The organism is Tranquillimonas alkanivorans, from assembly GCF_900115595.1.
Classification (GTDB): domain Bacteria; phylum Pseudomonadota; class Alphaproteobacteria; order Rhodobacterales; family Rhodobacteraceae; genus Tranquillimonas; species Tranquillimonas alkanivorans.
In genome coordinates, this window is sequence record NZ_FOXA01000001.1 from 124,908 (window position 1) to 149,781 (window position 24,874).

Annotated in this window: 21 protein-coding genes and 1 tRNA gene; 11 read left to right on the forward strand and 11 right to left on the reverse strand. The window is 68.3% G+C overall.

Features of this window, described 5'->3' with window-relative positions:
* Positions 1-37: 37 nt before the first annotated feature.
* The 6 genes from BM162_RS00650 (at position 38) to BM162_RS23440 (ending at position 6,678) form a co-directional block, all read left to right on the forward strand.
* Positions 38-226 (forward strand): twin-arginine translocation signal domain-containing protein, encoded by a 189-nt coding sequence (locus BM162_RS00650; protein WP_093416351.1) that lies wholly within the window; start codon positions 38-40, stop codon positions 224-226.
* A gap of 66 nt (positions 227-292) precedes the next feature.
* Positions 293-3,280 carry a formate dehydrogenase subunit alpha gene (locus BM162_RS00655; protein ID WP_093416354.1) on the forward strand — a complete coding sequence of 996 codons (2,988 nt, stop codon included), beginning with the start codon at positions 293-295 and terminating at the stop codon, positions 3,278-3,280.
* Positions 3,281-3,296: 16 nt separating this feature from the next.
* The gene (gene fdh3B / locus BM162_RS00660) at positions 3,297-3,890 is read left to right on the forward strand and encodes a formate dehydrogenase FDH3 subunit beta (RefSeq protein ID WP_093416356.1); all 594 of its coding nucleotides are present in this window, start codon (positions 3,297-3,299) and stop codon (positions 3,888-3,890) included.
* 105 nt (positions 3,891-3,995) lie between these two features.
* Entirely contained in the window at positions 3,996-5,264 is a 1,269-nt protein-coding gene (locus BM162_RS00665) for a formate dehydrogenase subunit gamma (RefSeq protein WP_093416359.1), read from the forward strand.
* Positions 5,261-6,556, forward strand: coding sequence for a c-type cytochrome (locus tag BM162_RS00670; protein WP_093416361.1), 1,296 nt, complete (start codon positions 5,261-5,263; stop codon positions 6,554-6,556). The genes BM162_RS00665 and BM162_RS00670 overlap by 4 nt, the downstream gene beginning before the upstream one ends.
* Positions 6,553-6,678 carry a hypothetical protein gene (locus BM162_RS23440; protein WP_281243752.1) on the forward strand — a complete coding sequence of 42 codons (126 nt, stop codon included), beginning with the start codon at positions 6,553-6,555 and terminating at the stop codon, positions 6,676-6,678. Before BM162_RS00670 ends, BM162_RS23440 begins: the two co-directional genes overlap by 4 nt.
* A gap of 8 nt (positions 6,679-6,686) precedes the next feature.
* Here the strand turns inward: BM162_RS23440 and ade are convergent, their stop codons facing one another.
* The 6 genes from ade to BM162_RS00700 all read right to left on the reverse strand — a co-directional run bounded on the left by ade (position 6,687) and on the right by BM162_RS00700 (position 14,094).
* The gene (gene ade / locus BM162_RS00675; RefSeq protein WP_093416364.1) at positions 6,687-8,384 is read right to left on the reverse strand and encodes an adenine deaminase; all 1,698 of its coding nucleotides are present in this window, start codon (positions 8,382-8,384) and stop codon (positions 6,687-6,689) included.
* A 220-nt stretch (positions 8,385-8,604) separates the two neighbouring features.
* A complete protein-coding gene (locus BM162_RS00680; protein ID WP_245759135.1) occupies positions 8,605-9,066 on the reverse strand; it encodes a chemotaxis protein CheD in 462 nt (153 codons plus the stop codon).
* A gap of 209 nt (positions 9,067-9,275) precedes the next feature.
* Positions 9,276-10,763, reverse strand: a complete 1,488-nt coding sequence (gene glpK, locus BM162_RS00685) for a glycerol kinase GlpK (protein ID WP_093416369.1) — start codon at positions 10,761-10,763, stop codon at positions 9,276-9,278.
* 72 nt (positions 10,764-10,835) lie between these two features.
* A complete protein-coding gene (glpD, locus tag BM162_RS00690) occupies positions 10,836-12,434 on the reverse strand; it encodes a glycerol-3-phosphate dehydrogenase (protein WP_093416371.1) in 1,599 nt (532 codons plus the stop codon).
* 117 nt (positions 12,435-12,551) lie between these two features.
* Positions 12,552-12,638: transfer RNA gene (locus tag BM162_RS00695), tRNA-Leu, on the reverse strand.
* Between the two features lie 109 nt (positions 12,639-12,747).
* Positions 12,748-14,094 carry a peptidoglycan-binding domain-containing protein gene (locus BM162_RS00700; RefSeq protein WP_093416374.1) on the reverse strand — a complete coding sequence of 449 codons (1,347 nt, stop codon included), beginning with the start codon at positions 14,092-14,094 and terminating at the stop codon, positions 12,748-12,750.
* A 61-nt stretch (positions 14,095-14,155) separates the two neighbouring features.
* Between BM162_RS00700 and lipB the strand changes: the two genes are divergently transcribed.
* The 3 genes from lipB to BM162_RS00715 all read left to right on the forward strand — a co-directional run bounded on the left by lipB (position 14,156) and on the right by BM162_RS00715 (position 17,221).
* Positions 14,156-14,842: a lipoyl(octanoyl) transferase LipB gene (gene lipB, locus BM162_RS00705; RefSeq protein ID WP_281243765.1), complete on the forward strand. Its 687-nt coding sequence runs from the start codon at positions 14,156-14,158 to the stop codon at positions 14,840-14,842.
* A gap of 163 nt (positions 14,843-15,005) precedes the next feature.
* Positions 15,006-16,679, forward strand: a complete 1,674-nt coding sequence (gene ctaD / locus BM162_RS00710; protein WP_093416379.1) for a cytochrome c oxidase subunit I — start codon at positions 15,006-15,008, stop codon at positions 16,677-16,679.
* Between the two features lie 8 nt (positions 16,680-16,687).
* Positions 16,688-17,221, forward strand: a complete 534-nt coding sequence (locus BM162_RS00715) for a DUF2244 domain-containing protein (protein WP_093416382.1) — start codon at positions 16,688-16,690, stop codon at positions 17,219-17,221.
* A gap of 42 nt (positions 17,222-17,263) precedes the next feature.
* On the opposite strand, the gene BM162_RS00720 is transcribed toward BM162_RS00715, so the two are convergent.
* Complete coding sequence (locus tag BM162_RS00720) at positions 17,264-17,722, reverse strand: GatB/YqeY domain-containing protein (RefSeq protein ID WP_093416384.1); 459 nt, start codon at positions 17,720-17,722, stop codon at positions 17,264-17,266.
* 185 nt (positions 17,723-17,907) lie between these two features.
* Here BM162_RS00720 and carA point away from each other — a divergent pair, with 185 nt between their 5' ends.
* Both carA and BM162_RS00730 read left to right on the forward strand, forming a co-directional pair.
* Positions 17,908-19,068: a glutamine-hydrolyzing carbamoyl-phosphate synthase small subunit gene (gene carA, locus BM162_RS00725; RefSeq protein WP_093416387.1), complete on the forward strand. Its 1,161-nt coding sequence runs from the start codon at positions 17,908-17,910 to the stop codon at positions 19,066-19,068.
* Positions 19,069-19,125: 57 nt separating this feature from the next.
* Positions 19,126-20,757 (forward strand): glycosyltransferase, encoded by a 1,632-nt coding sequence (locus BM162_RS00730; RefSeq protein ID WP_093416389.1) that lies wholly within the window; start codon positions 19,126-19,128, stop codon positions 20,755-20,757.
* 5 nt (positions 20,758-20,762) lie between these two features.
* On the opposite strand, the gene BM162_RS00735 is transcribed toward BM162_RS00730, so the two are convergent.
* The 4 genes from BM162_RS00735 to BM162_RS00750 all read right to left on the reverse strand — a co-directional run bounded on the left by BM162_RS00735 (position 20,763) and on the right by BM162_RS00750 (position 24,786).
* Positions 20,763-21,413, reverse strand: coding sequence for a GntR family transcriptional regulator (locus tag BM162_RS00735; protein ID WP_093416392.1), 651 nt, complete (start codon positions 21,411-21,413; stop codon positions 20,763-20,765).
* 81 nt (positions 21,414-21,494) lie between these two features.
* On the reverse strand, positions 21,495-22,850 hold the full coding sequence (gene glmM, locus BM162_RS00740; RefSeq protein WP_093416394.1) for a phosphoglucosamine mutase: 1,356 nt from the start codon (positions 22,848-22,850) through the stop codon (positions 21,495-21,497).
* On the reverse strand, positions 22,847-23,863 hold the full coding sequence (gene folP, locus BM162_RS00745; protein ID WP_093416397.1) for a dihydropteroate synthase: 1,017 nt from the start codon (positions 23,861-23,863) through the stop codon (positions 22,847-22,849). The genes glmM and folP overlap by 4 nt, the downstream gene beginning before the upstream one ends.
* Positions 23,860-24,786, reverse strand: a complete 927-nt coding sequence (locus tag BM162_RS00750) for a dihydroneopterin aldolase (protein ID WP_093416399.1) — start codon at positions 24,784-24,786, stop codon at positions 23,860-23,862. Before BM162_RS00750 ends, folP begins: the two co-directional genes overlap by 4 nt.
* Positions 24,787-24,874: the final 88 nt, after the last annotated feature.

Here is a 24,874-nt window from a genome sequence, read left to right on the forward strand (position 1 = left end):
TTCGCAACAACCCAGGTAGGACCAAGGAGACGCGAAAATGAAAGAAAAACCCGAAGGCGCCAGCCGCCGCGACTTCCTGAAACTCGCATCCGTTTCGGCGCCCGCCGCCGTCGCCGCCGCGACCTTGCCCGCCACGCAGGCGGACGCGGCTGCCGAGATCAAGGCGGACGGCCGGATGCAGGACACGGCCCACACCCGCGCGTACTACGACAGCGCCCGGTTCTGAGCGGCCCCGCGCCCCGGCGCCGCCCGATGGGGAGCGGCCCGGAGCGGCAACAGTGGAGTTAGAGAGATGCTGAAGAAGAAGACGAACGGGACGCAGCGGCGCACGAACCGCCCCGGCTTGGTCTCCTCCGTAACCGAAACGTCGGTCGACCGCCGCGCGTTCCTTCGCGGCTCGGGTCTTGCAATCGGCGGGCTGGCGGCGTTCGGCGCCACCGGCGGCACCGTCACGCAGGCCAGCGCCGCGACGGCGGTTCAGGGCGTGGTCGACACGGTGAAATCCGTGTGCACGCACTGCTCGGTCGGCTGCACGGTCGTGGCCGAGGTGAGCAACGGCGTCTGGGTCGGGCAGGAGCCCGGCTGGGACAGCCCCTTCAACCTGGGCTCGCACTGCGCCAAGGGCGCCTCGGTGCGCGAACACGCCCACGGCGAGCGCCGCCTGAAGTACCCGATGAAGAAAGAGAACGGCGAGTGGGTCCGTATCTCGTGGGAGCAGGCGATCAACGAGATCGGCGACCAGATGCTGGAGATCCGCGAGGAAAGCGGCCCCGACAGCGTCTACTGGCTGGGCTCGGCCAAGCATTCGAACGAGCAGGCGTACCTGATGCGCAAGTTCGCGGCCTACTGGGGCACGAACAACATCGACCACCAGGCGCGTATCTGCCACTCGACCACGGTTGCGGGCGTTGCGAACACATGGGGCTACGGCGCCATGACGAACTCGTACAACGACATCCACAACAGCCGTGCCATCTTCGTCATCGGCGGCAACCCCGCCGAGGCGCACCCGGTGTCGCTGCTTCACCTACTCAAGGCGAAGGAGCAGAACAACGCGCCGCTGATCGTCTGCGACCCGCGCTTCACGCGCACCGCGGCCCATGCCGACGAGTACGTGCGCTTCCGCCCGGGCTCGGACGTGGCGCTGATCTGGGGCATCCTGTGGCACATCTTCGAGAACGGGTGGGAGGACAAGGAATTCATCCGCACCCGCGTCTGGGGGATGGACGACATCAAGGCCGAGGTCGCCAAGTGGACGCCCGAGGAAGTCGAGCGCGTCACCGGCGCGCCGGGCTCGCAGCTTGAGCGCGTTGCGCGCACGCTGGTCAACAACCGTCCCGGCACCGTGATCTGGTGCATGGGCGGCACGCAGCACACCAACGGCAACAACAACACCCGCGCCTACTGCATCCTGCAGCTGGCTCTGGGCAACATGGGCACAGCCGGCGGCGGCACCAACATCTTCCGCGGCCACGACAACGTGCAGGGCGCCACGGACCTCGGCGTTCTGGCCGACACGCTGCCGGGCTACTACGGCCTGTCGGCGGGCAGCTGGGCGCACTGGGCCCGCGTCTGGGACGAGGACCTGGAGTGGCTTCAGGGCCGCTTCGACGTCATGGAAGGCGCTGAATCCGACGGCTCGGACCGGAAGATGATGGAGTTCACCGGCATCCCGGTCAGCCGCTGGATCGACGGCGTGCTCGAGGATCGCGAGAACCTCGACCAGCCCGACAACACCCGCGCCATGGTGCTGTGGGGCCACGCGCCGAACTCCCAGACCCGTCAGAAAGAAATGAAGACGGCGATGGAGAAGCTGGACCTGCTGGTGGTCATCGACCCCTACCCGACCGTGTCGGCCGTACTGCACGACCGCACCGACGGCGTCTACCTGCTGCCGGCGGCCACTCAGTTCGAGACCCGCGGCTCGGTCACGGCCTCGAACCGGTCGCTGCAGTGGCGTGAGAAGGTCGTCGACCCGCTGTTCGAGTCGAAGCCCGACCACACCATCATGAAGCTGTTCGCGGACAAGTTCGGGTTCTCGGACCGCCTGTTCCGCAACATCGCGGTCGAGGGCGACGAGCCGAACGTCGAGGACCTGACCCGCGAGTTCAACAAGGGCATGTGGACTATCGGCTATACCGGCCAGTCGCCGGAACGGCTGAAGATGCACATGGAGAACCAGCACACCTTCGACCGCACGTCGCTTCGCGCGGTGGGTGGCCCGGCCGACGGCGACTACTACGGTCTGCCGTGGCCGTCGTGGGGCACGGCCGAGATGAACCACCCCGGTTCGGCCAACCTCTACGACATCTCGCTTCCGGTGGCCGAGGGCGGCATGGGCTTCCGCGCCCGCTTCGGCGTCGAGCGTGACGGCGAGAACCTGCTGGCCGAGGGCGTCGCGCCCGTGGGCTCCGAGATCCAGGACGGCTATCCCGAGTTCACCATGCAGATGCTGATGGACCTGGGATGGGACAGCGATCTGACGCCTTACGAGCGGCGGATGATCGAGTACGTGGCCGGCTACAACGAAGCCAAGCCCGCGGTCGAGGATACCGAGGTCGGCGAGCAGTCGCAGACCGGCCCCTACTCCTCCGACTACAAGGAGAAGGTCGGGGTCGTGAACTGGAAGACCGACCTGTCGGGCGGCATCCAGCGCGTCGCGATCAAGCATGGCTGCGCCCCCTACGGCAACGCCAAGGCCCGCGCCGTGGTCTGGACCTTCCCGGATCCGGTGCCGCTGCACCGAGAGCCGCTGTACTCGAACCGGCGCGACCTGGTGGCGGACTACCCGACCTACGAGGACAAGAAGTTCTGGCGGGTGCCGACGCTGTACGCGTCGATCCAGAAGCAGGACTTCTCGAAAGACTACCCGATGATCCTCACCTCGGGCCGTCTGGTCGAGTACGAGGGCGGCGGCGACGAGACCCGGTCGAACCCCTGGCTGGCCGAGCTCCAGCAGGACATGTTCGTCGAGGTCAACCCGCGCGACGCCAACAACCTGGGCCTGCGTGACGGCAACCAGGTGTGGGTCGAGGGCCCCGAGGGCGGCAAGGTGAAGGTCATGGCCATGGTCACCGAGCGTGTGGCCCCGGGCGTGGCGTTCATGCCGTTCCACTTCGGCGGGCACCTTGAGGGTGTGGACCTGAGGGACAAGTATCCCGACGGCGCCGATCCCTACGTGCTGGGCGAGTCCAGCAACACCGCGCAGACCTACGGGTATGACAGCGTCACGCAGATGCAGGAGACGAAGGCGACTCTCTGCAAGATCACCGCAGCCTGAGGAGTGAGACAAAGAAATGGCTAGAGCGAAATTTCTCTGCGACGCCGAACGCTGCATCGAGTGCAACGCCTGCGTCACCGCCTGCAAGAACGAGCACGAGGTTCCGTGGGGCATCAACCGTCGCCGGGTCGTGACGATCCAGGACGGCAAGCCCGGCGAGCGGTCGATCTCGGTCGCGTGCATGCACTGCTCGGACGCCCCGTGCATGGCCGTGTGCCCGGTCGACTGCTTCTATCAGAACGAGGAAGGCGTGGTCCTTCACTCGAAGGACCTGTGCATCGGCTGCGGCTACTGCTTCTACGCGTGCCCCTTCGGCGCGCCGCAGTACCCGCAGGCGGGCAACTTCGGCAGCCGCGGCAAGATGGACAAGTGCACCTTCTGCGCCGGCGGCCCCGAAGAGAACAACTCGACGGTGGAGTTCCAGAAGTACGGCCGCAACCGGATCGCCGAGGGCAAGCTGCCCATCTGCGCCGAGATGTGTTCGACCAAGGCCCTGCTCGCCGGTGACGGCGACGTGGTCTCGGGCATCTACCGCGAGCGCGTCGTCGCCCGCGGCTTCGGCTCGGGCGCCTGGGGCTGGGGCACCGCGTACGATCAGAAAGGCGGCTGAGGCCGCTGGACGGGGCCGCGTGCGCGCGGCCCCGCTCTCCTCTCACCAGCGCGCCGGGTGGCGCCCTGCTGCGAGTAGAGCTTCCTTGAACCCGGAGATACACCAATGGCACTCCGCGCCGTCCTGTCGCTGATCCTGTGTCTCACCCTGTCGCTGCCGCTGGCCGCGCAGGAGCTCGACGCGCCGCAGCGCAACGACACCCTGAGCGGCAACACCGAACTGGCCCCCGCCCCCGGCGGCGACGACCCGCGCGCGGCCACCGGAGGTGCGCAGACGCTGGAGGACATCCTTGCCCGCCAGCGCGGGCAAGAGATCGACGAGACCTTCCGCAGCAGCGCCACGGGCAATCCCGACAGCGCCGCCTCGATTGCCGAACAGCTGGGCACGCTGGGCGGCGCCTCGGACCCCGAGCTGTGGCGCGCCTTGCGCTACAACAGCGCCGACGTGACCACGCAGGTCCGCAGCCCCGCCGCCACCGTTCTGGTGCAGGACGCGGGCATGGAGTGGCTGGAGTTCCGGCAGGGCCCGCTGGCCACGTATGGCGGCTACCTGCTGCTGGCGACGCTGGGCGTGCTGCTGCTGTTCTACCTGTTCCGCGGCCGCATCCGGATCGAGGGCGAGAAGACGGGCAAGACCATCCTGCGCTTCGCCTGGATCGAGCGCTTTGCGCACTGGCTTCTGGCCGGGTCCTTCATCGTGCTGGGCCTGACCGGCCTGTTCGTCCTGTTCGGGCGCATCGCGCTGATCGACTGGATCGGGAAGGAAAACTACGCCCCGCTCGCCGCCGCGTCGAAATGGGTGCACAACAACGTGTCGTGGGCGTTCATGCTGGGCCTCCTGATGGTGTTCGTCCTGTGGGTCGCCCACAACATCCCCAACCGTCACGACCTGAAGTGGATGATGAAGGCGGGTGGGCTGTTCTCGAAGCACTCGCACCCGCCGGCGCGGAAGTTCAACGCCGGGCAGAAGGGCATCTACTGGGCCGTGATCATCCTGGGCGCGTCGATCTCGGTCTCGGGCCTGTCGCTGCTGTTCCCGTTCGAGCTGCCGATGTTCGCCAAGACCTTCGCCATCCTCAACGACACCGGCATTCCGCAGGCGGTGGGCTACGGCGAACTGCCGGTCTTGCTGGCCCCGCACACCGAGATGCAGCTGGCGCAGGCCTGGCACGCGATCATCGGCTTCGTCTTCATGGCGATCATCCTGGCCCACATCTATCTGGGCTCGGTCGGAATGGAGGGCGCATTCGACGCCATGGGCAAGGGCGATGTCGAGCTTCAGTGGGCGCGCGAGCACCACGGCCTGTGGGTCGAGGAGATGGAAGAGAAGAACCGCATCCCCTCGGCTCCGCGCCAGGCGACGCCCGCCGAATGAGAGCGCCGCTCGCCGCCATGCTGACGGTCTGGCCCGTGCTGGCCGCGGGCGGCGAGTTCTTCACGCTCGATGGCCACGGCGGACCGATCATGGACGTCACCACCGCCCCCGACGGCACCATCGCCACGGCGAGCTTCGACAACGCCGTGGGCCTTTGGCCCAACCGCGCGCCGCGCTGGCTGGACGGCCATCAGGCAGCGGTGAACACGGTGATCTTCCTGCCCGACGGGCGGCTGGCCTCGGGCGGGGACGACTTCGACATCCTGCTGTGGGAGCGCGACGGCTCGGCCGAGCGTCTGACGGGGCACGAGGGCAAGGTGATGGCGCTGGCCGTTTCGCCGGACGGGGACCTTCTGGCCTCGGCCGCATGGGACGGGCGCATCGGGCTGTGGCCGCTGGCCGGCGGCGCGCCCCGGTTCCTGGAGGGGCACGACGCGGGCGTGAACGACGTGGCGTTCCTCGACGGCGGCGCGACGCTGTTCTCGGCGTCGAGCGACGGCACTTTGCGGGCCTGGTCGGTGGCGAACGGATCGGAAGAGCGCGTGCTGGTCGAGAACGGCTTCGGCATCAACGCGTTTCACGTGAAAGAAGAGGCTGGCTGGCTCGCCTATGGCACCGTCGACGGTGGCACCCGCGTCGTCGACATCGAGTCCGGGGACGAGATCGCCGACTTCTCGCTCGACCGCCGGCCGATCCTGTCGCTGACCGCGGACGACCTGGGCCGGTACATCGCCGTGGGCGACGGCGAGGGGTACATCATGGTCATCGACACGACCGACTGGTCGATCGCCCGCGACTTCCGCGCCACCGACACGGGGCCGGTCTGGGCCTTGGCCTTCTCGCCGGACGGCACGAACATCCATGCCGGGGGGCTGGACGACACGCTGTATTCCTGGCCGCTGGCGTCGCTGGACGAGGCGGCGGCGATGCAGGACGGCGCGAAGAGCTTCCTGCGCGACCCCGATGAGATGGAGAACGGCGAGCGGCAGTTCGCGCGCAAGTGCTCGATCTGTCATTCCCTGACCCCGGGCAGCGAGCGCAAGGCCGGGCCGACGCTGTACGGCCTGTTCGGCCGGCCCGCGGGCAGCGTGGCGGACTACAGCTATTCCGAGACGCTGCGGAACTCGGACATCGTCTGGAACGACGACACCATCGACGGGCTCTTCGACCTGGGGCCCGACCATTTCATCCCCGGCAGCAAGATGCCGATGCAACGTATCGCGCAGCCGCAGGACCGCGAGGACCTCGTGGCCTTCCTGCGCCGCGCGACCGATCCGGAGACACAGCAATGAAAGCCATGCTCTTCGCCTTCGTCGCCATCGCGGTCATCGCCGTGGCCGCCGATTTCGCGCTGGACTACACCGGCTATTCCATCATGGAGCGCACGGCGGGCGCGAACGTCCGCCTGGACTGACGCGCCCCCTACTGGGCGATGATCTCGAACTTCTCGACATCGACCATGCCGCGGTCGGTGATCTTGAGGCTCGGGATCACGGGCAGCGCCAGGAAGGCCAGTTGCAGGAAAGGCTCGTCGAGCGTGACGCCGAGCGAGCGGGCGGCGGCGCGCAGGTCCACCAGCGCGTCGCGCACCTCCTCGAACGGCAGAAGGCTCATCAGGCCGGCGACGGGCAGCGCCAGTTCGGCCAGCACCTCACCGTCCTTCACCACGGCGAAGCCGCCCTCCATCTCGCCCAGCCGCTGCGCGGCGAGCGCCATGTCGTCGTAATCCGCGCCCACGACGGCAAGGTTGTGGTGATCGTGGCAGACGGTCGAGGCGATGGCGCCCTCGCGGATACCGAACCCCCGCACGAAGCCGGTAGCGATGTTGCCGTTCTTGCCGTGCCTCTCGATCACCGCGATCCGGGCGAGGTCGCGCGACGGATCGGGCCGCTTGTCGCCGTCGACGATGGCGACGTCCTCGTGCAGATGCTCGGTGATGATCTTGCCGGGCAGAATGCCGATGACGTCGGTGTCGGGCCGGTTCGACGTGCTGCGGAAGCTGCGCCCGGTGAGGGCGGGAGCGCGCACGCTGCCCCGGCCGATGGGCGCCACGTCGGCACGGGCGGCGAAGGCGGCATCATCGGCCACGCGCCCACCGCAGAGCACGAGCTTCGCGTCGCACTCCTCAAGGCTGCCGAGCGCCACGATGTCGGCGCGCTTGCCCGGTGCGATCTGGCCCCGGTCCTTCAGACCGAACGCCTCGGCCGCCGACAAGCTGGCGGCGCGGTAGATGGCGACGGGGGACACGCCGCGGGCGACGGCGGTGCGGATCATGTAATCGAGGTGCCCGTGCTCGGCGATGTCGAGCGGGTTGCGGTCGTCGGTGCACAGGCACATGTAGCTCGCCGTCCGCTCGGTCAGCAGCGGCAGGAGCGCGTCGAGGTCCTTGGACACCGACCCTTCGCGGATCAGCACGCGCATCCCCTTCTGCAACTTCTCGCGCGCCTCGTCCTCGGTCGTGGCCTCGTGCTCGGTCCGGATGCCGGCGGAGATATAGGCGTTCAGGTCGCGCCCGCGCAGCATCGGCGCGTGACCGTCGATGTGCCGGCCCTCGAAGGCTTCGAGCTTCGCCATGCAGCCGGGATCGCGGTGGATCACGCCGGGATAGTTCATGAACTCGGCGAGCCCGATCACCTTGGGATGATCCATCAGCGGGGTCAGGTCCTCGGCGCCGATGGCCGCGCCCGCCGTCTCCATGTCGGTCGAGGGGACACAGGAGGACAGGTTCACGCGCAGATCCATGACCAGGTGGGGCGAGGCGTCGAGAAAGTAGCGGATGCCGTCGAGCCCGAGGACATTGGCGATCTCGTGCGGGTCGCAGATGGCGGTGGTCACGCCGCGCGGGGCCACGCAGCGGTCGAACTCGAATGGCGTGACGAGCGAACTTTCGACGTGCAGGTGCGTGTCGATGAAGCCCGGGACGAGCGTCAGGCCAGTGACGTCGATGAACTCGCGCCCCTCGTAGCTGTCGCAGGTGCCGACGATGGTATCGCCGCAGATCGCCACGTCGCCCTCGAGCAGCTCGCCCGTCACTACATCGAGAATGCGGCCGCCCCGCAATACGAGGTCGGCGGGTTCCGCTCCCCTGCCCTGATCGATCCGCTTCGCCAAGTCCGACATGCGCCCTCCGTCTCTGGTGGGGCGGATCGTAGGCGTTGCAGTCGGGAGAGGCCACCACGGGTTTAGCGGCAGGCCGCCGGGAGGGGGGAGGGATCGGCGGAGAAGGCAGCCTGCCTGAACCGTGAGCGGTGCTACAATGACTGCGAAGATAGCATGATTGTTCCCCATTTTTCTCCAAAAGAGCGGAGAAATGCCGAAAGCAGCGGCGACCCGCCGGTGCTCAGAACAATGTGATGTCGTCCTCTGGCGGCGGCCGCGGGCGGCGCGGCGCCCGTTCGACCGCCTCGACCGCTTGACGTTCGACCAGCATCTGCCGCGCTGCGCCGGTGGTGGGGACGAAGCGGATCTTGCGGGCCTGCACGCCGCCGAGGCTGCTGCCGACACACTCAATGCCTTCTTTAGCAAGGAAATCCCGTGCGAAAAGGCTGTTGGCCGCGCCGATGTCGGACAATCCGTCGACCATCCGCGCGCCTCCGAACAGCTTGCCCTTGAGGCGGTGGCGGTTCGCCCCGCGCCGCAGGAGCCCGTTGATCAGAAGCTCCATCGCGTGGGCGCCGTAGCGGACGCTTTGACGCGGATTGTCGCTGCCCGCAGGCAGCAGGAAGTGGTTCAGCCCGCCGACGCGCGCGACTGGATCGAAAAGGCATGTGGCGACGCAGGAGCCCAGCAGCGTCACCAGCACGTCGCCATCCCGGTCGGAGATGGCGAAGTCGCCCTGGATGACATTGATTACGGTCTCACTTCTGACGGCGGCCTCGCCGGAGGAACCGCCGGCGGGGCCTGGCTGGCTGGGCATTGCACCTCCTGTCGGGGCCGCCGCGACGCGACCCGGGTTGCTTCCGCCCTGCACCTTGCCCCGCCGCGCCTTACCAGAGCGTTAGCGCACCCGTATCAGACCGACATCGTCGCCTGTACCGCCTTCTGCCAGCGGGCATATCGGGCGTCGCGGGTGGCGGCGTCCATCGACGGTTCGAAACGCCGCTCAAGCCGCCAGGCGCGGGCGAACTCGTCCTGCTGCGGATAGACGCCCGCGCGCATCCCGGCCAGCCACGCCGCCCCCAGCGCCGTCGTCTCGAGCACCTCGGGCCGGTCGACCGGCGCGCCGATGATGTCCGAGAGAAACTGCATCGCCCAGTCGCTGGCGGACATGCCGCCGTCGACGCGCAGCACGCCCTCGCCGTCGGCATCGGTCCAGTCGGCGTGCATTGCCTCGATCAGGTCGCGGGTCTGGAAGCCCACGCTTTCCAGCGCCGCCTTCGCGAACTCGGCCGGGCCGGAGTTGCGGCTGAGGCCGAAGATCGCGCCCCGGCACTCGGCGTTCCAGTAGGGCGCGCCGAGGCCGGTGAAGGCGGGAACGAGGATCAGATCCTGCCCCGGATCGGCGGTTTCGGCCAGCGCCTGGCTTTCCGGCGCCTGCCGGATGATCTTGAGCCCGTCGCGCAGCCACTGGATCACCGCCCCCGCGATGAAGATCGAGCCTTCGAGCGCATAGGTGGGCTTGCCGTCGAGCTGGTAGGCCACTGTCGTCAGCAGGCGGTTGTTCGACCGTACCGGCGTGTCGCCGGTGTTGAGCAGCGCGAAGCAGCCCGTGCCATAGGTCGACTTGAGCATCCCCTTCCCGAAGCAGGCCTGCCCCAGCGTCGCGGCCTGCTGGTCGCCGGCCACGCCCAGGATCGGGATCTCGCGTCCAAACAGGTCGGGGCGGGTCATGCCGAAGTCCGAAGCGCAGTCGCGCACCTCGGGCAGCATCTCGACCGGGATGTCGAAGAGGTCGCAGACCGTTCGGCTCCAGCGGTGCTTGTGGATGTCGTAGAGCAGCGTGCGTGACGCGTTCGAGGCGTCGGTGACGTGGCTTTTGCCGCCGGTGAGCTTCCAGATCAGGAAGGTGTCCACCGTGCCGAAAAGAAGCTCGCCATTCTTCGCCCGCTCACGGGCGCCTTCGATGCGGTCGAGGATCCATTTCAGCTTCGTGCCCGAGAAATACGGGTCGATCAGCAGCCCGGTGCGGTCGGTGACCATCTGCTCGTGGCCGGCGTCGCGCAGTTCCTGGCAGATGGCGGCGGTGCGGCGGTCCTGCCAGACGATGGCGTTGTGGATCGGCCGGCCGGTGTCCTTTTCCCAGACGACGACGGTCTCACGCTGGTTGGTGATACCGATGGCCGCCACGTCCGAGGCGTCGCTGCCGGCCTTCTCGATCGCGGCGCGGCAGGTGGCGGCGGTGGTGGACCAGAGGTCCGAGGGGGCATGCTCGACCCAGCCGCTTTCGGGGTAGTGCTGGGGAAATTCCTCTTGTGCGGAGGCGGCGACCTTCATCGCCTCGTCGAACATGATCGCGCGCGTGGACGTGGTGCCCTGATCGATCGCCAGGATGTATGTCATCTGTCTCTTCCCCCGTTTCGGCCTGCGACCGGCAGTGAACGCCGTTTCCGCCCCGAATTCAAACGCTTCGCGTCATTCTGCCGCCTTGGGCGCCGCGTCCCGGCGGGCCGTCATCCAGGCGTCGAGCGTCTTCATCTGCTCGGCCGACAGGCGCAGGCCCAGTTTCGACCGGCGCCAAGCCACATCGTCGGCGGTGCGGGCGTATTCATTGTCCATCAGCCACGCGATCTCGCGCGCGGTGAGGGTTGCGCCGAATGCCTCTCCCATGTCCCCGGCCGTCTTCGCGTCGTGCAGGATAGCGTTTGCATCGGTGCCGTAGGCACGGATCAGGCGCTTTGCCCAGAAATCGTCGAGGAACGGGTAGTCGCGCTTGAGATCCGCGATCAGGCGGTCGACGCCCTCGACCGGGAAGTCGCCGCCCGGCAGCGGGACGCGGGCGGTCCAGTCCCCCTTCATCCCGTCGAAGAACGGGGCGAGCTCGGCCATCGCCCCCTCGGCCAGCTTGCGGTACGTCGTGATCTTGCCGCCGAAGACGTTGAGCAGCGGCGCACCGCCCGCGTCGTCGATCTTGAGCACGTAGTCACGGGTCGCCGCCGTCGCAGATTTCGAGCCGTCGTTGTAAAGCGGGCGGACCCCCGAATACGTCCACACAACGTCGTCCTTCGTGATGTCGCGCTTGAGGTAGCTGTTGGCGAAGCCGATCAGGTAATCCCGCTCTTCCGGCGTGCATTCCGGCTTCTGCGACGGGTCGGGATGGTCGGCGTCGGTCGTGCCGATCAGGGTGAAGTCGGTCTCGTACGGGATCGCGAAGATGATTCGCCCGTCGGTGCCCTGGAAGAAGTAGCTCTTGTCGTGGTCGAACAGCTTGCGCGTGACGATGTGGCTGCCGCGGACGAGGCGCACGCCCTCTTTCGACTGCGTGTGCACGGTGTTGCGGATGATGTCGCCGACCCAAGGGCCGCCCGCATTGACCAGCGCGCGCGCTCGGACCGTGCGCTCCTCTCCGCCGTCGCGGTTGGAGAGGCGGACTTTCCAGCCGCCCTCGTCCCGCTCGGCCGACAGGACCTTGGTCCGCGTGAGGATGGAGGCGCCGCGTTGCTCGGCGTCGCGGGCGTTGAGCACGACAAGCCGGGAATCCTCGATCCAGCAGTCGGAGTATTCATAGGCCGTCTCGAACCGGTCCTCGAGCGGCGCACCCACTGGATCCGTCTTCAGGTCTACCGTGCGGGTGCCGGGCAGGATCTCGCGCCCGCCGAGGTGGTCGTACATGAATAGCCCCAGCCGGATCAGCCAGGCGGGGCGGCGGCCCTTCATCCACGGCATGACAGTGTTCAGGAGCTTCGAGGTCGGCGTCTCGCCCTCGAACCGCATGTCGGGGTGGTAGGGCAGCACGAAGCGCATGGGCCACGAGATGTGCGGCATGGCGCGCAGCAGCGTCTCGCGCTCGATCAGCGCCTTCCGGACGAGGTTGACCTCGAAATATTCAAGATATCGGAGGCCGCCGTGAAAAAGCTTGGTTGAGGCGGACGAGGTCGCCGACGCGAGGTCGTTCATCTCGGCCAGCGTCACCGAAAGCCCCCGCCCCGCCGCGTCGCGGGCTATGCCGGTGCCGTTGATGCCGCCGCCGATCACGAAAAGGTCGACGGGCGTATCGTCGCTGGGCTCGGCCATGGGTCTCTCCTTCGTCGCGTGACGTGGCAAGGATCTATGCCGGCTGCCGCAATGTCAAAGGAGGGGCGGAAACGGAAAGGCCCGGCACCGTGAACCGGCAACCGGGCCTTCGAAACTTGGTGCGGTCGAGAAGACTCGAACTTCCACGGGTGTTACCCCACAGCGACCTCAACGCTGCGCGTCTACCAATTCCGCCACGACCGCATATCCGTGACTGCGGCGCCTTCTAGCGAATGCCGCAGAGGATGTGAAGCGCCTTTTTTCGCCCCGGGCGCATCAGCGCGCCGCGGGGCCAAGTTCCGTCGCGTCCGCCCTACTGGCTGATCGAGAAGGTCGGAAGCGACGCCTTCTGCGGAGTTTCGGGCTGAGTCAGCGCGGCGTCCGCCCCACCGCCTAGGCCGGTCACCGCGGCGCGGATCAGGTCGGCGCGCTCGGGCTGGCCGGGTGCAAACACGGCGGTCGTGCCGGTGGACAGGCCGTCGGCGTACCAGTCCATCGCCAGGTCCGTGCGCCGGGTGGCGCCGAAGCCCTGCGACAGGTGATGGCCCAGAAGCTCGCTGTAGCCACGCTCGCCCAGCGTGACGAGAATCAGGGCAGAGCCGAGCGCCACGTCCAGGTCGTCGGTGCGGTATCCAACCGAAAGGCAGACCTTCGCCGTCGCGGCGAGGTCCTGCGTCGACAGGCCCGATCCCAAGACGAAGGACGACACGTCGCGCACGACTTCGGGCCGCTCCTTCACCGAGACGGCCGAGACGTGAGGGCGCATTTGTGCCCCGTAGGCGGCGCAATGCTCGGCGATCTGCGCGTCGGTGGCGGGAAGGCCCGCCGCCAGTTCCTCACCCGCGGCGATGGCGTAGGTCCGGGCGAGGCAGAACTGTTCGTTCAGCGCCTGGTCGGGGTCGTTCATCGAGGCGAGCGTCATGAACCCGCCGTTGGAGCTGGTCAGCAGGCTGACCTTGTTGCAGTGCGACGCGAGCGAGGCTTCCGTCGTGGCGCCGCCGAAGAGGTTGGGCAGGCCGGCCGGTGCATCCTCCTCCACCTCGGGCGCGGCGGTCGAAGCCGCGGCGGCGGTGACGGTGGTGGTCGTCGTCGTGGTCGTGGCGGCCGGGGGCGCGACCGGAGCGGCCGTGACGACGGCCTGGGGCGCGGGCACCGGCGCCGCGGCCATGGTCGTCGCGGGGACGCCCGCCATCTCGGCACGCCAGGTCCTGAGAAGTCCGCGCGTGCCGTCCGGGTTCGACGCGATAAGCTGGTGGACCATGGGGCCCGCCGCCTGGGCACGGTGGTACGAATCGACCAGCAGATCCTGTTCGAACGGCGTGAGCTGACCGGTCGTCGGATAGCCCATGTACGCCTGGTAACGCGAGATCGCCGCCCGGGAGTTGCCGCCAAGCTGGCCGTCCACCGTGCCGGCGTTGAACCCGAAGTAGTTCAGCGAGGTCTGGATCTGGCGGCCTTCATGCGTCGCCGGAATGCGCGGGCGCTTGACCACGGTCCGCGTGCGCACCTGCCGCCGCGGCTGGTTCTTGGCTACGTTGTTGAAGATGGCGCCGGCGATGGCGCCCGCCACGAAGTCGCCTGCGTCGGCCGAGACGCGCGTGGCCGGCGCAAGCGCGATGGCCGCCGCGGCCGCGATGGTGAGGTAATGACTTTTTCCCATGGTCGACTCCGTCTACTGCATTCGTTACCGCGCGCAGGGTAGCACGAACTGACGTTGAGGCATTGCACTTTTTACGTGCAAAGCGACAGGAGGTGACATGGTGGAGTGGATCGTTTCGGAGGCACCCGTGCCCTACGAGCAGGCGCTGGAGCGGATGGAGGCCATCGCCAAAGGCATTCGCGCCGGCACCGCGCCCGAGACGATCTGGCTGCTCGAGCATCCGCCGCTCTATACCGCCGGGACCAGCGCTCGGCGCGAGGACCTGACTGACCCCGGCCGGTTCCCGGTGCACGAGACCCGGCGTGGCGGGCAGTACACCTATCACGGTCCGGGCCAGCGCGTGGCGTATGTCATGCTGGACGTGGCCGCGCGGGGGCGCGACGTGCGCAAGTTCGTGCACGACATGGAGCGGTGGGTGATCGCCGCGCTCGACCGCTTCAACGTGACGGGCGAGATCCGCGAGGGCCGGGTCGGCGTCTGGGTCGCGCGCCCCGACAAGCCGCCGATGCCCGACGGCAATCCGCGGGAGGACAAGATCGCCGCAATCGGCGTACGGCTCAGGCGCTGGGTCAGCTTCCACGGGCTCGCCATCAACGTCGAACCCGACCTGAGCCACTTCGACGGGATCGTGCCCTGCGGCATCCGCGAACATGGGGTGACGAGCCTGGTGGACCTCGGCCTCCCGGTGACGATGTCCGATCTCGACGTGGCGCTGCGCCAGACGTTCGACGAGATCTTCGAGGGCTGACGCCGGGCCGGGCCGGAAAAGCGGTCGGGCGCGGCATTTTTTCCACGCCTGCGGCGGTCTGCAACATTGCTCCCGGCGGGGGGCGCTTTTATGACATGGATCAAATTCCGCCCGCCGAGTCCGGCCAAGGCGGGCCAATAGCAACGGAACCAGGAGGCGACGCATGGCTGACGCAGCCGTACACGGCCATGGGGAACACGACGAGCGGGGCTTCTTCACCCGCTGGTTCATGTCCACCAACCACAAAGACATCGGTATTCTGTACCTCTTCACGGCGGGTCTCGTCGGCTTCATCTCGGTAGCCTTCACCGTCTACATGCGCCTCGAGCTCATGGACCCGGGCGTGCAGTTCATGTGCCAGGAAGGCGCGCGCCTGATCCCGGCCGCGGTCGAGGACTGCACCCCGAACGGCCACCTGTGGAACGTCCTGATCACCGCGCACGGCATCCTGATGATGTTCTTCGTGGTGATCCCGGCGCTCTTTGGCGGCTTCGGCAACTACTTCATGCCGCTGCAGATCGGTGCGCCGGACATGGCGTTCCCGCGCCTGAACAACCTGTCCTACTGGCTGTTCGTGGCGGGCAGCGCGCTTGCCGTCGCTTCGGTCTTCGCGCCGGGCGGCAACGGCCAGACCGGTTCGGGCATCGGCTGGGTGCTCTATCCGCCGCTGTCGACGTCCGAGGCCGGGTACTCCACCGACCTCGCCATCTTCGCGGTGCACGTGTCGGGTGCGTCGTCGATCCTGGGCGCGATCAACATCATCACCACGTTCCTCAACATGCGCGCGCCGGGCATGACCCTGTTCAAGGTGCCGCTGTTCGCGTGGTCGGTGTTCGTCACCGCCTGGCTGATCCTTCTGGCCCTGCCCGTGCTGGCCGGCGCGATCACCATGCTGCTGACCGACCGGAACTTCGGCACGACCTTCTTCCAGCCCGCCGGCGGCGGTGACCCGGTGCTCTATCAGCACATCCTGTGGTTCTTCGGGCACCCGGAAGTGTACATCGTGATCCTGCCGGGCTTCGGCATCATCAGCCACGTCATCGCGACGTTCTCGCGCAAGCCCATCTTCGGCTACCTGCCGATGGTCTGGGCGCTGATCGCGATCGGCGTGCTGGGCTTCGTCGTGTGGGCGCACCACATGTACACCGTAGGCATGTCGCTCACCCAGCAGTCGTACTTCATGCTGGCCACGATGGTCATCGCGGTGCCCACCGGCATCAAGATCTTCTCGTGGATCGCGACGATGTGGGGCGGGTCGGTCGAGCTCAAGACCCCGATGCTGTGGGCCTTCGGCTTCCTGTTCCTGTTCACCATCGGCGGCGTGACCGGCATCGTGCTCAGCCAGGCGGGCATCGACCGGGCCTATCACGACACCTACTACGTGGTCGCGCACTTCCACTACGTGATGTCGCTGGGCGCCGTCTTCGCCATCTTCGCGGGTATCTACTTCTACTTCCCGAAGATGACGGGGAAGATGTACCCGGAATGGGTCGGCAAGGTGCACTTCTGGACCTTCTTCATCGGGGCCAACCTGACCTTCTTCCCGCAGCACTTCCTGGGCCGCCAGGGCATGCCGCGCCGGTACATCGACTACCCGGACGCCTACGCGCTGTGGAACGAGGTTTCGTCCTGGGGGGCCTTCCTGTCCTTCGCGTCGTTCATCTTCTTCATCGTGATGATCTTCTACGCGATCTTCCGCGGCGCGCCGTCGCCGGCGGCGAACCCGTGGAACGAGCATGCGGACACGCTGGAGTGGACCCTGCCCTCGCCGCCGCCGGAGCACACGTTCGAGACGCTCCCCAAGCCGAGCGACTGGGAACGCGGCCACGCGCACTGAGGCGGCGGATGCCCCTGAACTGGATCAAGAAAACAGAAGGGGCCCCGGTAGACGCCGGGGCCTTTTCGCATGCGGCGGGCGTGCCGGTGGCGCACCTCGAGCTCTGGCCGCACCGGTCCCTTCCGCCCAAGGGCTTCGCCGGCGTCATGCTGGCCGCGTTCGCGCTGATCCTGGTGCCGCTGTTTCCGCTTCTGGGCACGCCGGTGGCCTGGGGGCTCCTGCCCTTCCTGATGGGGGCGATCTGGCTGCTGTGGGCGGGCCTGCGCCGCAGCTACCGCGATGGTGAGCTGTCCGAGGAGCTGACGCTCTGGTCCGACCGGATCGAGGTGCGGCGCACTAACCCGCGCGGCCCGGCGCAGGAATGGCACGCGAACCCGTACTGGGTGCGCGTGACGATGCATGAAAAGGGCGGCCCGGTTGAGAACTACGTGACGCTCAGCGGCGACGGTCGCGAGGTTGAGCTTGGCGCGTTCCTCAGCCCCGAGGAGCGGACGGAGCTATACGACGACCTGAGCGAGATGCTGTCCCGCGTCGCCGCCTGACCCCGCCCCAAGCATCCGGCGACCCGTGGCCGCGGCACGTGGTCAGCCCAGCCGGGCCTTCACCTTCGGGCCCACGGCGCCGAAATCCATCTGCCCGGTATAGCGGCTTTTCAACGCGCCCATCACCCGGCCCATGTCGCGGATCGAGCCCGCGCCGGTCTCGGCGATGGCGCGATCGACGGCGCGATCGACCTCCTCGTCCGAAAGCTTGCGCGGCAGGAAATCCTCGATCACCGCGATTTCCTCGCGCTCGCGGTCCGCAAGCTCCAGCCGCCCGCCCTCTTCATAGGCGCGGGCGCTTTCCTGGCGCTGCTTGACCATCTTCCCGAGGATCTGAAGCACCTCGGCATCACCGACGCCGCCTTCCTCGCCCTCGCTGCGCGAGGCGATGTCGCGATCCTTTATGGCGGCGTTGATCAGCCGCAGCGTCGAAAGCCGCTGAGCGTCCTTCTGGCGCATCGCGTCCTTCAGCGCCTGGTTAATGCGCGTCTTCATGTCCATCGCACTCTCCGCTGCGGGCATTGTTCAAGGCGAGTCACTTAGCCCAAGGTCGCCGCCGGAACAACAGACCACCGCGCGCGCCGATTCGCCCCGGCCGCGACCGGACATTCCCCGGGCAGCTATTGACCCGCCGGGGGACGCTCTTTACCTAAGCGCAGATTTGCGCCCAGAGACGGAGACGTGTCATGCCCGCCAGTTCCTCCAGCCCCCGTCCGACCGCCTGTCTCGCGCTGGCCGACGGCACGTTGTTCTACGGCACCGGCTTCGGCGCCACGGGCGAAACCCAGGCCGAACTTTGCTTCAACACCGCCATGACCGGCTATCAGGAGATCATGACCGATCCGTCCTACGCCGGCCAAATCGTGACGTTTACCTTCCCCCACGTGGGCAACGTGGGCGTGAACCCGTACGACGACGAAACCGCCGACCCGGTCGCCAACGGCATGGTGGTCAAGTGGGACCCGACCGAGCCGTCGAACTGGCGCGCGACCGAGCGTCTGGACGCGTGGCTGTCGCGCCGCGGCCGCATCGGCATCGGCGGCATCGACACGCGCCGCCTGACCCGCGCCATCCGGCAGCAGGGTGCGCCGCACGCTGCGCTGGCCCACGACCCCGAGGGCAACTTCGACCTCGAGAAGCTGGTCGCCTCGGCCCGCGCCTTCCCGGGGCTCGTCGGCCTCGACCTCGCCGGGCAGGTGACCTGTTCGCAGTCCTACCGCTGGGACGAGATGCGGTGGGCGTGGCCGCAGGGCTTCGTGAAGCGGGCCGAGCCCGGACGCCGCGTCGTCGCGATCGACTATGGCGCGAAGCGCAACATCCTGCGCAGCCTCGCCTCGGCCGGCTGCGACGTCACCGTGCTTCCCGCGACCGCCACCGCCGAGGAGGTGCTGGCCCACGAGCCGCAGGGCCTGTTCCTGTCGAACGGCCCCGGCGACCCGGCGGCCACGGGTGAATATGCCGTGCCGATGATCCGCAAGGTGCTGGATCGCTCGAACATGCCGGTCTTCGGCATCTGCCTCGGCCACCAGATGCTGGCGCTCGCACTCGGGGCCAAGACGGTGAAGATGAACCACGGCCACCACGGCGCGAACCACCCGGTGAAGGACCTGCAGACCGGGAAGGTCGAGATCACGTCGATGAACCACGGCTTCACCGTCGACACGCAGTCGCTGCCGCAGGGCGTGAGCGAGACACACGTGTCGCTCTTCGACGGCTCGAACTGCGGTATCCGGATGGCCGACCGCGACATCTTCTCGGTCCAGTACCACCCCGAGGCCAGCCCGGGCCCGCAGGACAGCTATTACCTGTTCGAGCGGTTCCGCGACGCGATCGACCGCGTCGCTTAAGCGCACTTTAACCCATGCCGGGCAGGTTCGTCGTGTAGCAGCAATGAACGGCCCGGCATGGCGCTTCCCGCACTGGCCCCATCACGACCGGCGGCTTCCCCGTCTCTCGACGCCGATGCGCGACTGATCGACCGCCTCGGCGCCGAGGCTTGCCTCCAGCACCGCGTCGTCCCGCTTCGCCGCGCAGGCGCCGTCTGCCTGGTCGGAGCCTCGGGCGTGGTGCCGGAGGGGGTGTATGCCTGCCTGGGCCCGGTGCGGACCGTCGCCATGGCCGAAGACGCCGTCGCCAGTGCGGTCACAAGTCGGCGACGGCAGGCCATGATCCGGCGGGCCGAGACGCTCGTTCCCCTCGCGCAAAGTTGCCGCCGCATGGCTCCGCGAGGCCGGCGGCTCACCTTCGCGGCCGTACTCGCGACCCTCTCTGTCACGCTCGCTGTTGCGCCGCAGGCCTCGCTGACTGCACTAACGGCGGCGGCGGTCCTTGTCCTGCTGGCGAACACCGCCCTGACCGCGCGGGTCATGCTCGCCGGCCTGGACAGAAGGCATCCTCCACACGTGGCCGTCGTGCATCCGCCTGTCGTGTCACTTCTGGTGCCTCTCTTGCGCGAAAGCGAAGTGGCCGAGACGCTGCTGGCCCGGCTTGCGCGGCTGGATTATCCGCGAAACCGGCTCGACCTGTGCCTAGTGGTCGAAGAGGACGACCTGCTCACGCAGGCCACCGTCGCCCGCGCCGGGCTGCCGCACTGGGCGCGACTGATCCGCGTGCCTCGCGGCACCGTCCGCACCAAGCCGCGCGCGCTGAACTACGCCCTGCCCTTCTGCCGTGGCAGCGTGATCGGCATCTACGACGCCGAGGACGCGCCGGAGCCGGACCAGATATGGAAGGTCGTGCGACACTTCCACGCGCGCGGCCCGGACGTGGCCTGCCTGCAGGCGGCGCTCGACACCTACAACCCGCGTCAAAGCTGGCTGACCCGCGGCTTCACGCTGGACTATGCCATTTGGTTCCGCGTCATCCTGCCCGGCCTGGCGGCGGCCGGGCTGGTCCTGCCGCTGGGCGGAACGAGCGTCTTCTTCCGCCGGACCGCGCTGGAGCGGGTCGGCGCATGGGACGCGCACAACGTGACCGAGGATGCGGATCTCGGCCTGCGGTTGGCCCGCCACGGGTTTCGCACCGAACTCGTCGACAGCACGACGCGCGAAGAGGCGGGGGCGCGCCCATGGGTCTGGGTTCGCCAGCGATCGCGCTGGATCAAGGGCTACGCGATGACCTACGTCGTCCACATGCGCGATTCCGTCCGCCTGTGGCGCGACTTGGGCGGTCGGAGGTTCGTCGGCGTGCAGATCCTGTTCCTGGGCGCGGTGCTGGGCTTCCTGCTCATGCCGACCCTGTGGGTTGCCGCGCTCTATTGCCTCGGTGCCCCGGTTCCGTGGGCGTCGGCGCTGCCGGGCCTCGATCCGTGGCTGCTGCCGACCTTGGGCGGCTGCGCACTCGTCCGCCTCGCCGCCGGGATATGTGCCATCGGGCTGCGCGGGCCGCCTGTCCGGACGACCTGGCTTCCGCTGCTGCCATTCTACTTCGCGCTCGGCTTTGCCGCCGCGGTCAAGGCGATGCACGAAACGCTCGCCGCTCCGTTCTTCTGGGACAAGACGGCGCACGGCACGCTGTCGCGGAGGAGAAGACGGTGATCTGCTTACTCCGCCGCCTCTGCCGAGGAATCGTGCTTCAGCCGCGTCTCGAACGCTTTCGAGATGTGTGCCTTGAGCGCCGCATAGGCCGCGTCGCCGTTGCCCGTCTCGATCGCCGAGACGATGCGATCGTGTTCGGCCAACGCGTCCTCGCCCCGCCCTTCGACCGCCAGCGACGTGGTCGCCAGAAGCGCCATCGAGCGATGCACGAGGTCGAGCTGCTGCACGAGGTACCGGTTGTGAGACGCGAGGTGGATCTGCTTGTGAAAGCGCCGATTGGCGCGGGCCAGCGCGCCCGGGTCGCCCAGGCGCGCCCGGTCCTCCTCGACCATGCCGCGCAGCACCCGCACCTCTTCCTCGGTGGCGTGGCGCGCCGCAAGTCGCGCCGCCAGCCCCTCAAGTTCCGTGCGCACGACATAAAGCTCGGCGAGCTGGTTGTGATCGAGCGAGGCGACGATCAGGCTGCGCCCGTCCCGCGCCAGCAGCGACTGCGTTTCGAGCCGCTGCAGCGCTTCCCGGATCGGCGTGCGCGAGACACCGAAACGTTCGGCCAGTTCGCTTTCCACCAGCCGATCGCCGGGCTTGTAGATGCCGATGTCGATGGCCTCGAGGATGAGCTGATAGGCGTCCCTCTGACCGGATCGCGTCTCGGCCATGGCCGTCCTCCGTGCTGCGCGCCCCACCCTAGTCCCGCGCCGCCGGAGGGATCAAGCACATGCAGCGCGCCGTCCCGGTCCTCAGGCCGCCGGAGCCGCCGCGGCCGTCACTTCGGCGCAGATGTCGTCGACCACCTGCGACAGGAGCGACTCGTCCTCGCACTCGGCCATGACGCGGATCAGCGGCTCGGTCCCAGACTTCCGGATCAGCAGGCGGCCGTTGCCATTCAGCCGCGTCTCGGCCTCGGCGATGGCGTCCTTGACCGGCGGCAGGTCGAGCGGCGCGGTGCCGGCGGCGTAGCGCACGTTCTTGAGAAGCTGCGGCACCCGGTCGAACTGTCGCCGCAGGGCCGACGCCGGCTTGTGGGTGCGCACCATCTCGGCCAGGAACTGCAGGCCCGCGATAAGCCCGTCGCCGGTGGTGGCGTAGTCGGTCATCACGATGTGGCCCGACTGCTCGCCGCCCAGGTTGAAGCCGTGCGTCCGCATTTCCTCGACCACGTATCGGTCGCCGACGCGTGTGCGGTGAAGCGCGATGTCGTGGGCGGCGAGGTGCCGCTCGAGCCCAAGGTTGCTCATCACCGTGGCGACCAGCGTGCGGCCGGCGAGCTTGTCTTCGGCAGCCAGCCGCGTCGCGAAGAGCGCCATGATCTGGTCGCCATCCGCGACCTCGCCATGCTCGTCGATGATCATCACCCGGTCGGCGTCCCCGTCGAGGCAGATGCCCACGTCCGCGCCATGCTTGCGCACCGCCGCCACCGCCGCATCGGTCGAGGTCGAGCCGCAGCCGTCATTGATATTGAAGCCGTCGGGGCTGACCCCGATCGGGATGATGTCGGCGCCGAGTTCCCACAGCACCTCGGGCGCGACGCGGTGCGCCGCCCCGTTGGCGCAGTCGATCACCACCTTGATGCCGTCAAGCCGGGTGCCTTGTGGCAGCGTGCCCTTCAGCCGCTCGGCGTACCGGAAGCGCCCGTCGTCGATCCGCCGCGCGCGACCGATATTCGCCGGGCGCGCCGGGTCGACGCCCGTCTCCATAAGCGCCTCGATCTCGGCCTCGGCCTCGTCCGAAAGCTTGAAGCCGTCGGGGCCGAAGAACTTGATGCCGTTGTCGTGGTGCGGGTTATGGCTCGCCGAGATCATCACCCCGACATCGGCGCGCAGAGACGGCGTCAGCAGGCCGACGGCCGGCGTGGGCACCGGCCCCAGCAGGAACACGTTCATGCCCGTCGAGGTGAAGCCGGCGGTCAGCGCGCTCTCGAACATGTAGCCCGACAAGCGCGTGTCCTTGCCGATCACCACGCGGTGCACGCGCTCGTCGTTCTGGCGAAAGTACCGTCCCGCGGCGGCGCCCAGGCGCAGGGCCAGTTCGGCGGTCATCGGATACGTGTTGGCCAGGCCCCGAACGCCATCGGTGCCGAAAAGTTTACGCGTCATGCAAATCGTCCTGTCGTCGTCGCGGTCCAAAGGGCCAAGGCCTGCCGGGTCTCGGCCACGTCGTGCACCCGGATGATATGCGCCCCGTGCATCGCGCCCGCAAGCGCAACCGCGAGTGACCCCGGGACACGTTGTTTCGCCGCATCGCCGCCGCCGATGGTCCCGATGAAGCGCTTGCGGCTTGCGCCGAGTAGAAGCGCGCAGCCCAGCCCGTGAAACAAGCTGAGACGCGCGAGCAGCGCGAGGTTGTGCTCCACCGTCTTGCCGAAGCCGATGCCGGGGTCGACGACTACACGCTCGCGCGGGATGCCCGCGGTCTCGGCCACCGCCACGCGCTCGGCCAGGAAGTCGTAGACGTCGAGCAGCACGTCGTCGTAGCTGGGCGCCTGCTGCATGGTCTTCGGGTCACCCTGCGCATGCATCAGGCAGACAGGCGCCATTCTCTCGTCGGCCAGTTCCGCCATGGCCGGATCGTAGGTGAAGGCGGCGACGTCGTTGAGCATGTCGGCGCCCGCGTCCAGCGCAGCCCGGCCCACCGCTGCCTTGCGGGTGTCGATCGAAATCGGCGTCGGCAGTCGCTCGCGCAGGGCCGAGATGACTGGGGCGGTGCGGCGCAATTCCTCGTCTTCCGGCACGGCGTCCGAACCGGGGCGGGTCGATTCGCCGCCGATGTCGAGGATATCGGCGCCGTCGGCCGCCAGCCGCTCGCCGTGGGCAATGGCCGTCTCGTGCCGTGCGAAGTCGCCGCCGTCCGAGAAGCTGTCGGGCGTCACGTTCACGATGCCCATCAGGCGCGGCACGTTCAACGTCAGGCCGGCGACGGGCGCGCGGGCCGCGGACAGGCGGCGCAGGTCGGTCGGGTCGACCTCATGCGCGGGGACGATCTGCGGCGCGGCGTCGCGCGATAGGCACTCGACCTCCGTGAACCAGGCCGTGTCGCTGCCGGCGAGCGGGTGCGCCTCGGCCGGGCGCGGCAGGCCCAGGCGCGGGATGGGGCGAAGGTAGACCGTCATCGGTCGGACAGCGTCGGGGACGCGGGGTCGGCGACGCGGGTGGCGATCGGTGCGCCTGCCGGCGGGTGCATGCCCACGAGCACCAGCTCCTCGGCATGCATCGTTGCGGCGAACCATTGCGTCAGCGCCAGTGCGTCCACTGGGCCGGGCGGCGGTGCCTCGACAGCGTCGAGCACGATCTTCGACGGCGCCCAGACGGTCAGTTGTCCGTTGCGCATGGCCCAGTCCAGCTCGGTCCGGGTCGAGACCACCATGCAGCGCGGATCACGCGCGGCGAGGACCCAGGCGTTCTGCTCGATCGCCAAGAGGTCGATGCGCCGCTGCGTGGGCGCGTGCCCCGTCTGCGGCGGCGGCACCTCGGCGGGCCCGACGCACAGGATTGCGGGCCCCTGCCCCAGCTCGTCCAGCCAAGCCGGCAAGTTGTCCGAGCCGATGGCAGCGTTCGACAGGAACACGATGCGCGGATGCGGGGCGCTGTCGCGGGCCATCTCCTCGGCCAGGCGCGGCAGGTGCGAAGCCGAGCGCACGATCTCGACCCCTAGCGCCCCGGGACCACGGTCGAGCTTCTCGATCCGGATGAAGACGCGCATGGCCAGCGGTTCGGTCAAGATACGGTCGGCAATGCGCTCGGCCAGCGTCTCGAGCAGGTTGAGACGTTCGGCGGCAAGTTCGGCGCGAATGGCCTCGGTCAGCGTGTCGTAGCTGAGGATGCGGTCCACGTCGTCGGTCAGGGCGGCGTCGTGGCGACCGACCTCGACCACCACGTTGAAGCGCACGCGCTGGGACCGCCCCCGCTCGGGCTGAAACGCGCCGATATCGACCTCGACCACGTGATCGCGCAGCGAGATGCGGTCGCGGGGGTCTTCGGCGGTAGACTTCGACCGCTCCTCGGGATGGTCGAAGGCTTCGGTAATGTCGCTCATGGGCACGTCCCCCGGCAGTTCGCGCCTGCAATAAAGCACCGCGGCGCCGGAGGACAGGCCCCCGCGCGGCACATCGCGCACCGCGCGC

Coding starts and splice junctions, on each gene's coding strand:
- glpD (WP_093416371.1), bottom strand. CDS start 12,434: ATGGCCGAGCCCAGCGACGATACGCCCGTCGACCTTTTCGTGATCGGC.
- BM162_RS00735 (WP_093416392.1), bottom strand. CDS start 21,413: ATGGCCGAGACGCGATCCGGTCAGAGGGACGCCTATCAGCTCATCCTC.
- ctaD (WP_093416379.1), top strand. CDS start 15,006: ATGGCTGACGCAGCCGTACACGGCCATGGGGAACACGACGAGCGGGGC.
- BM162_RS00730 (WP_093416389.1), top strand. CDS start 19,126: ATGGCGCTTCCCGCACTGGCCCCATCACGACCGGCGGCTTCCCCGTCT.
- glmM (WP_093416394.1), bottom strand. CDS start 22,850: ATGACGCGTAAACTTTTCGGCACCGATGGCGTTCGGGGCCTGGCCAAC.
- ade (WP_093416364.1), bottom strand. CDS start 8,384: ATGTCGGACTTGGCGAAGCGGATCGATCAGGGCAGGGGAGCGGAACCC.
- folP (WP_093416397.1), bottom strand. CDS start 23,863: ATGACGGTCTACCTTCGCCCCATCCCGCGCCTGGGCCTGCCGCGCCCG.
- BM162_RS00670 (WP_093416361.1), top strand. CDS start 5,261: ATGAGAGCGCCGCTCGCCGCCATGCTGACGGTCTGGCCCGTGCTGGCC.
- BM162_RS23440 (WP_281243752.1), top strand. CDS start 6,553: ATGAAAGCCATGCTCTTCGCCTTCGTCGCCATCGCGGTCATCGCCGTG.
- BM162_RS00700 (WP_093416374.1), bottom strand. CDS start 14,094: ATGGGAAAAAGTCATTACCTCACCATCGCGGCCGCGGCGGCCATCGCG.
- carA (WP_093416387.1), top strand. CDS start 17,908: ATGCCCGCCAGTTCCTCCAGCCCCCGTCCGACCGCCTGTCTCGCGCTG.
- BM162_RS00750 (WP_093416399.1), bottom strand. CDS start 24,786: ATGAGCGACATTACCGAAGCCTTCGACCATCCCGAGGAGCGGTCGAAG.
- BM162_RS00655 (WP_093416354.1), top strand. CDS start 293: ATGCTGAAGAAGAAGACGAACGGGACGCAGCGGCGCACGAACCGCCCC.
- BM162_RS00715 (WP_093416382.1), top strand. CDS start 16,688: ATGCCCCTGAACTGGATCAAGAAAACAGAAGGGGCCCCGGTAGACGCC.
- BM162_RS00650 (WP_093416351.1), top strand. CDS start 38: ATGAAAGAAAAACCCGAAGGCGCCAGCCGCCGCGACTTCCTGAAACTC.
- glpK (WP_093416369.1), bottom strand. CDS start 10,763: ATGACATACATCCTGGCGATCGATCAGGGCACCACGTCCACGCGCGCG.
- BM162_RS00665 (WP_093416359.1), top strand. CDS start 3,996: ATGGCACTCCGCGCCGTCCTGTCGCTGATCCTGTGTCTCACCCTGTCG.
- BM162_RS00720 (WP_093416384.1), bottom strand. CDS start 17,722: ATGGACATGAAGACGCGCATTAACCAGGCGCTGAAGGACGCGATGCGC.
- fdh3B (WP_093416356.1), top strand. CDS start 3,297: ATGGCTAGAGCGAAATTTCTCTGCGACGCCGAACGCTGCATCGAGTGC.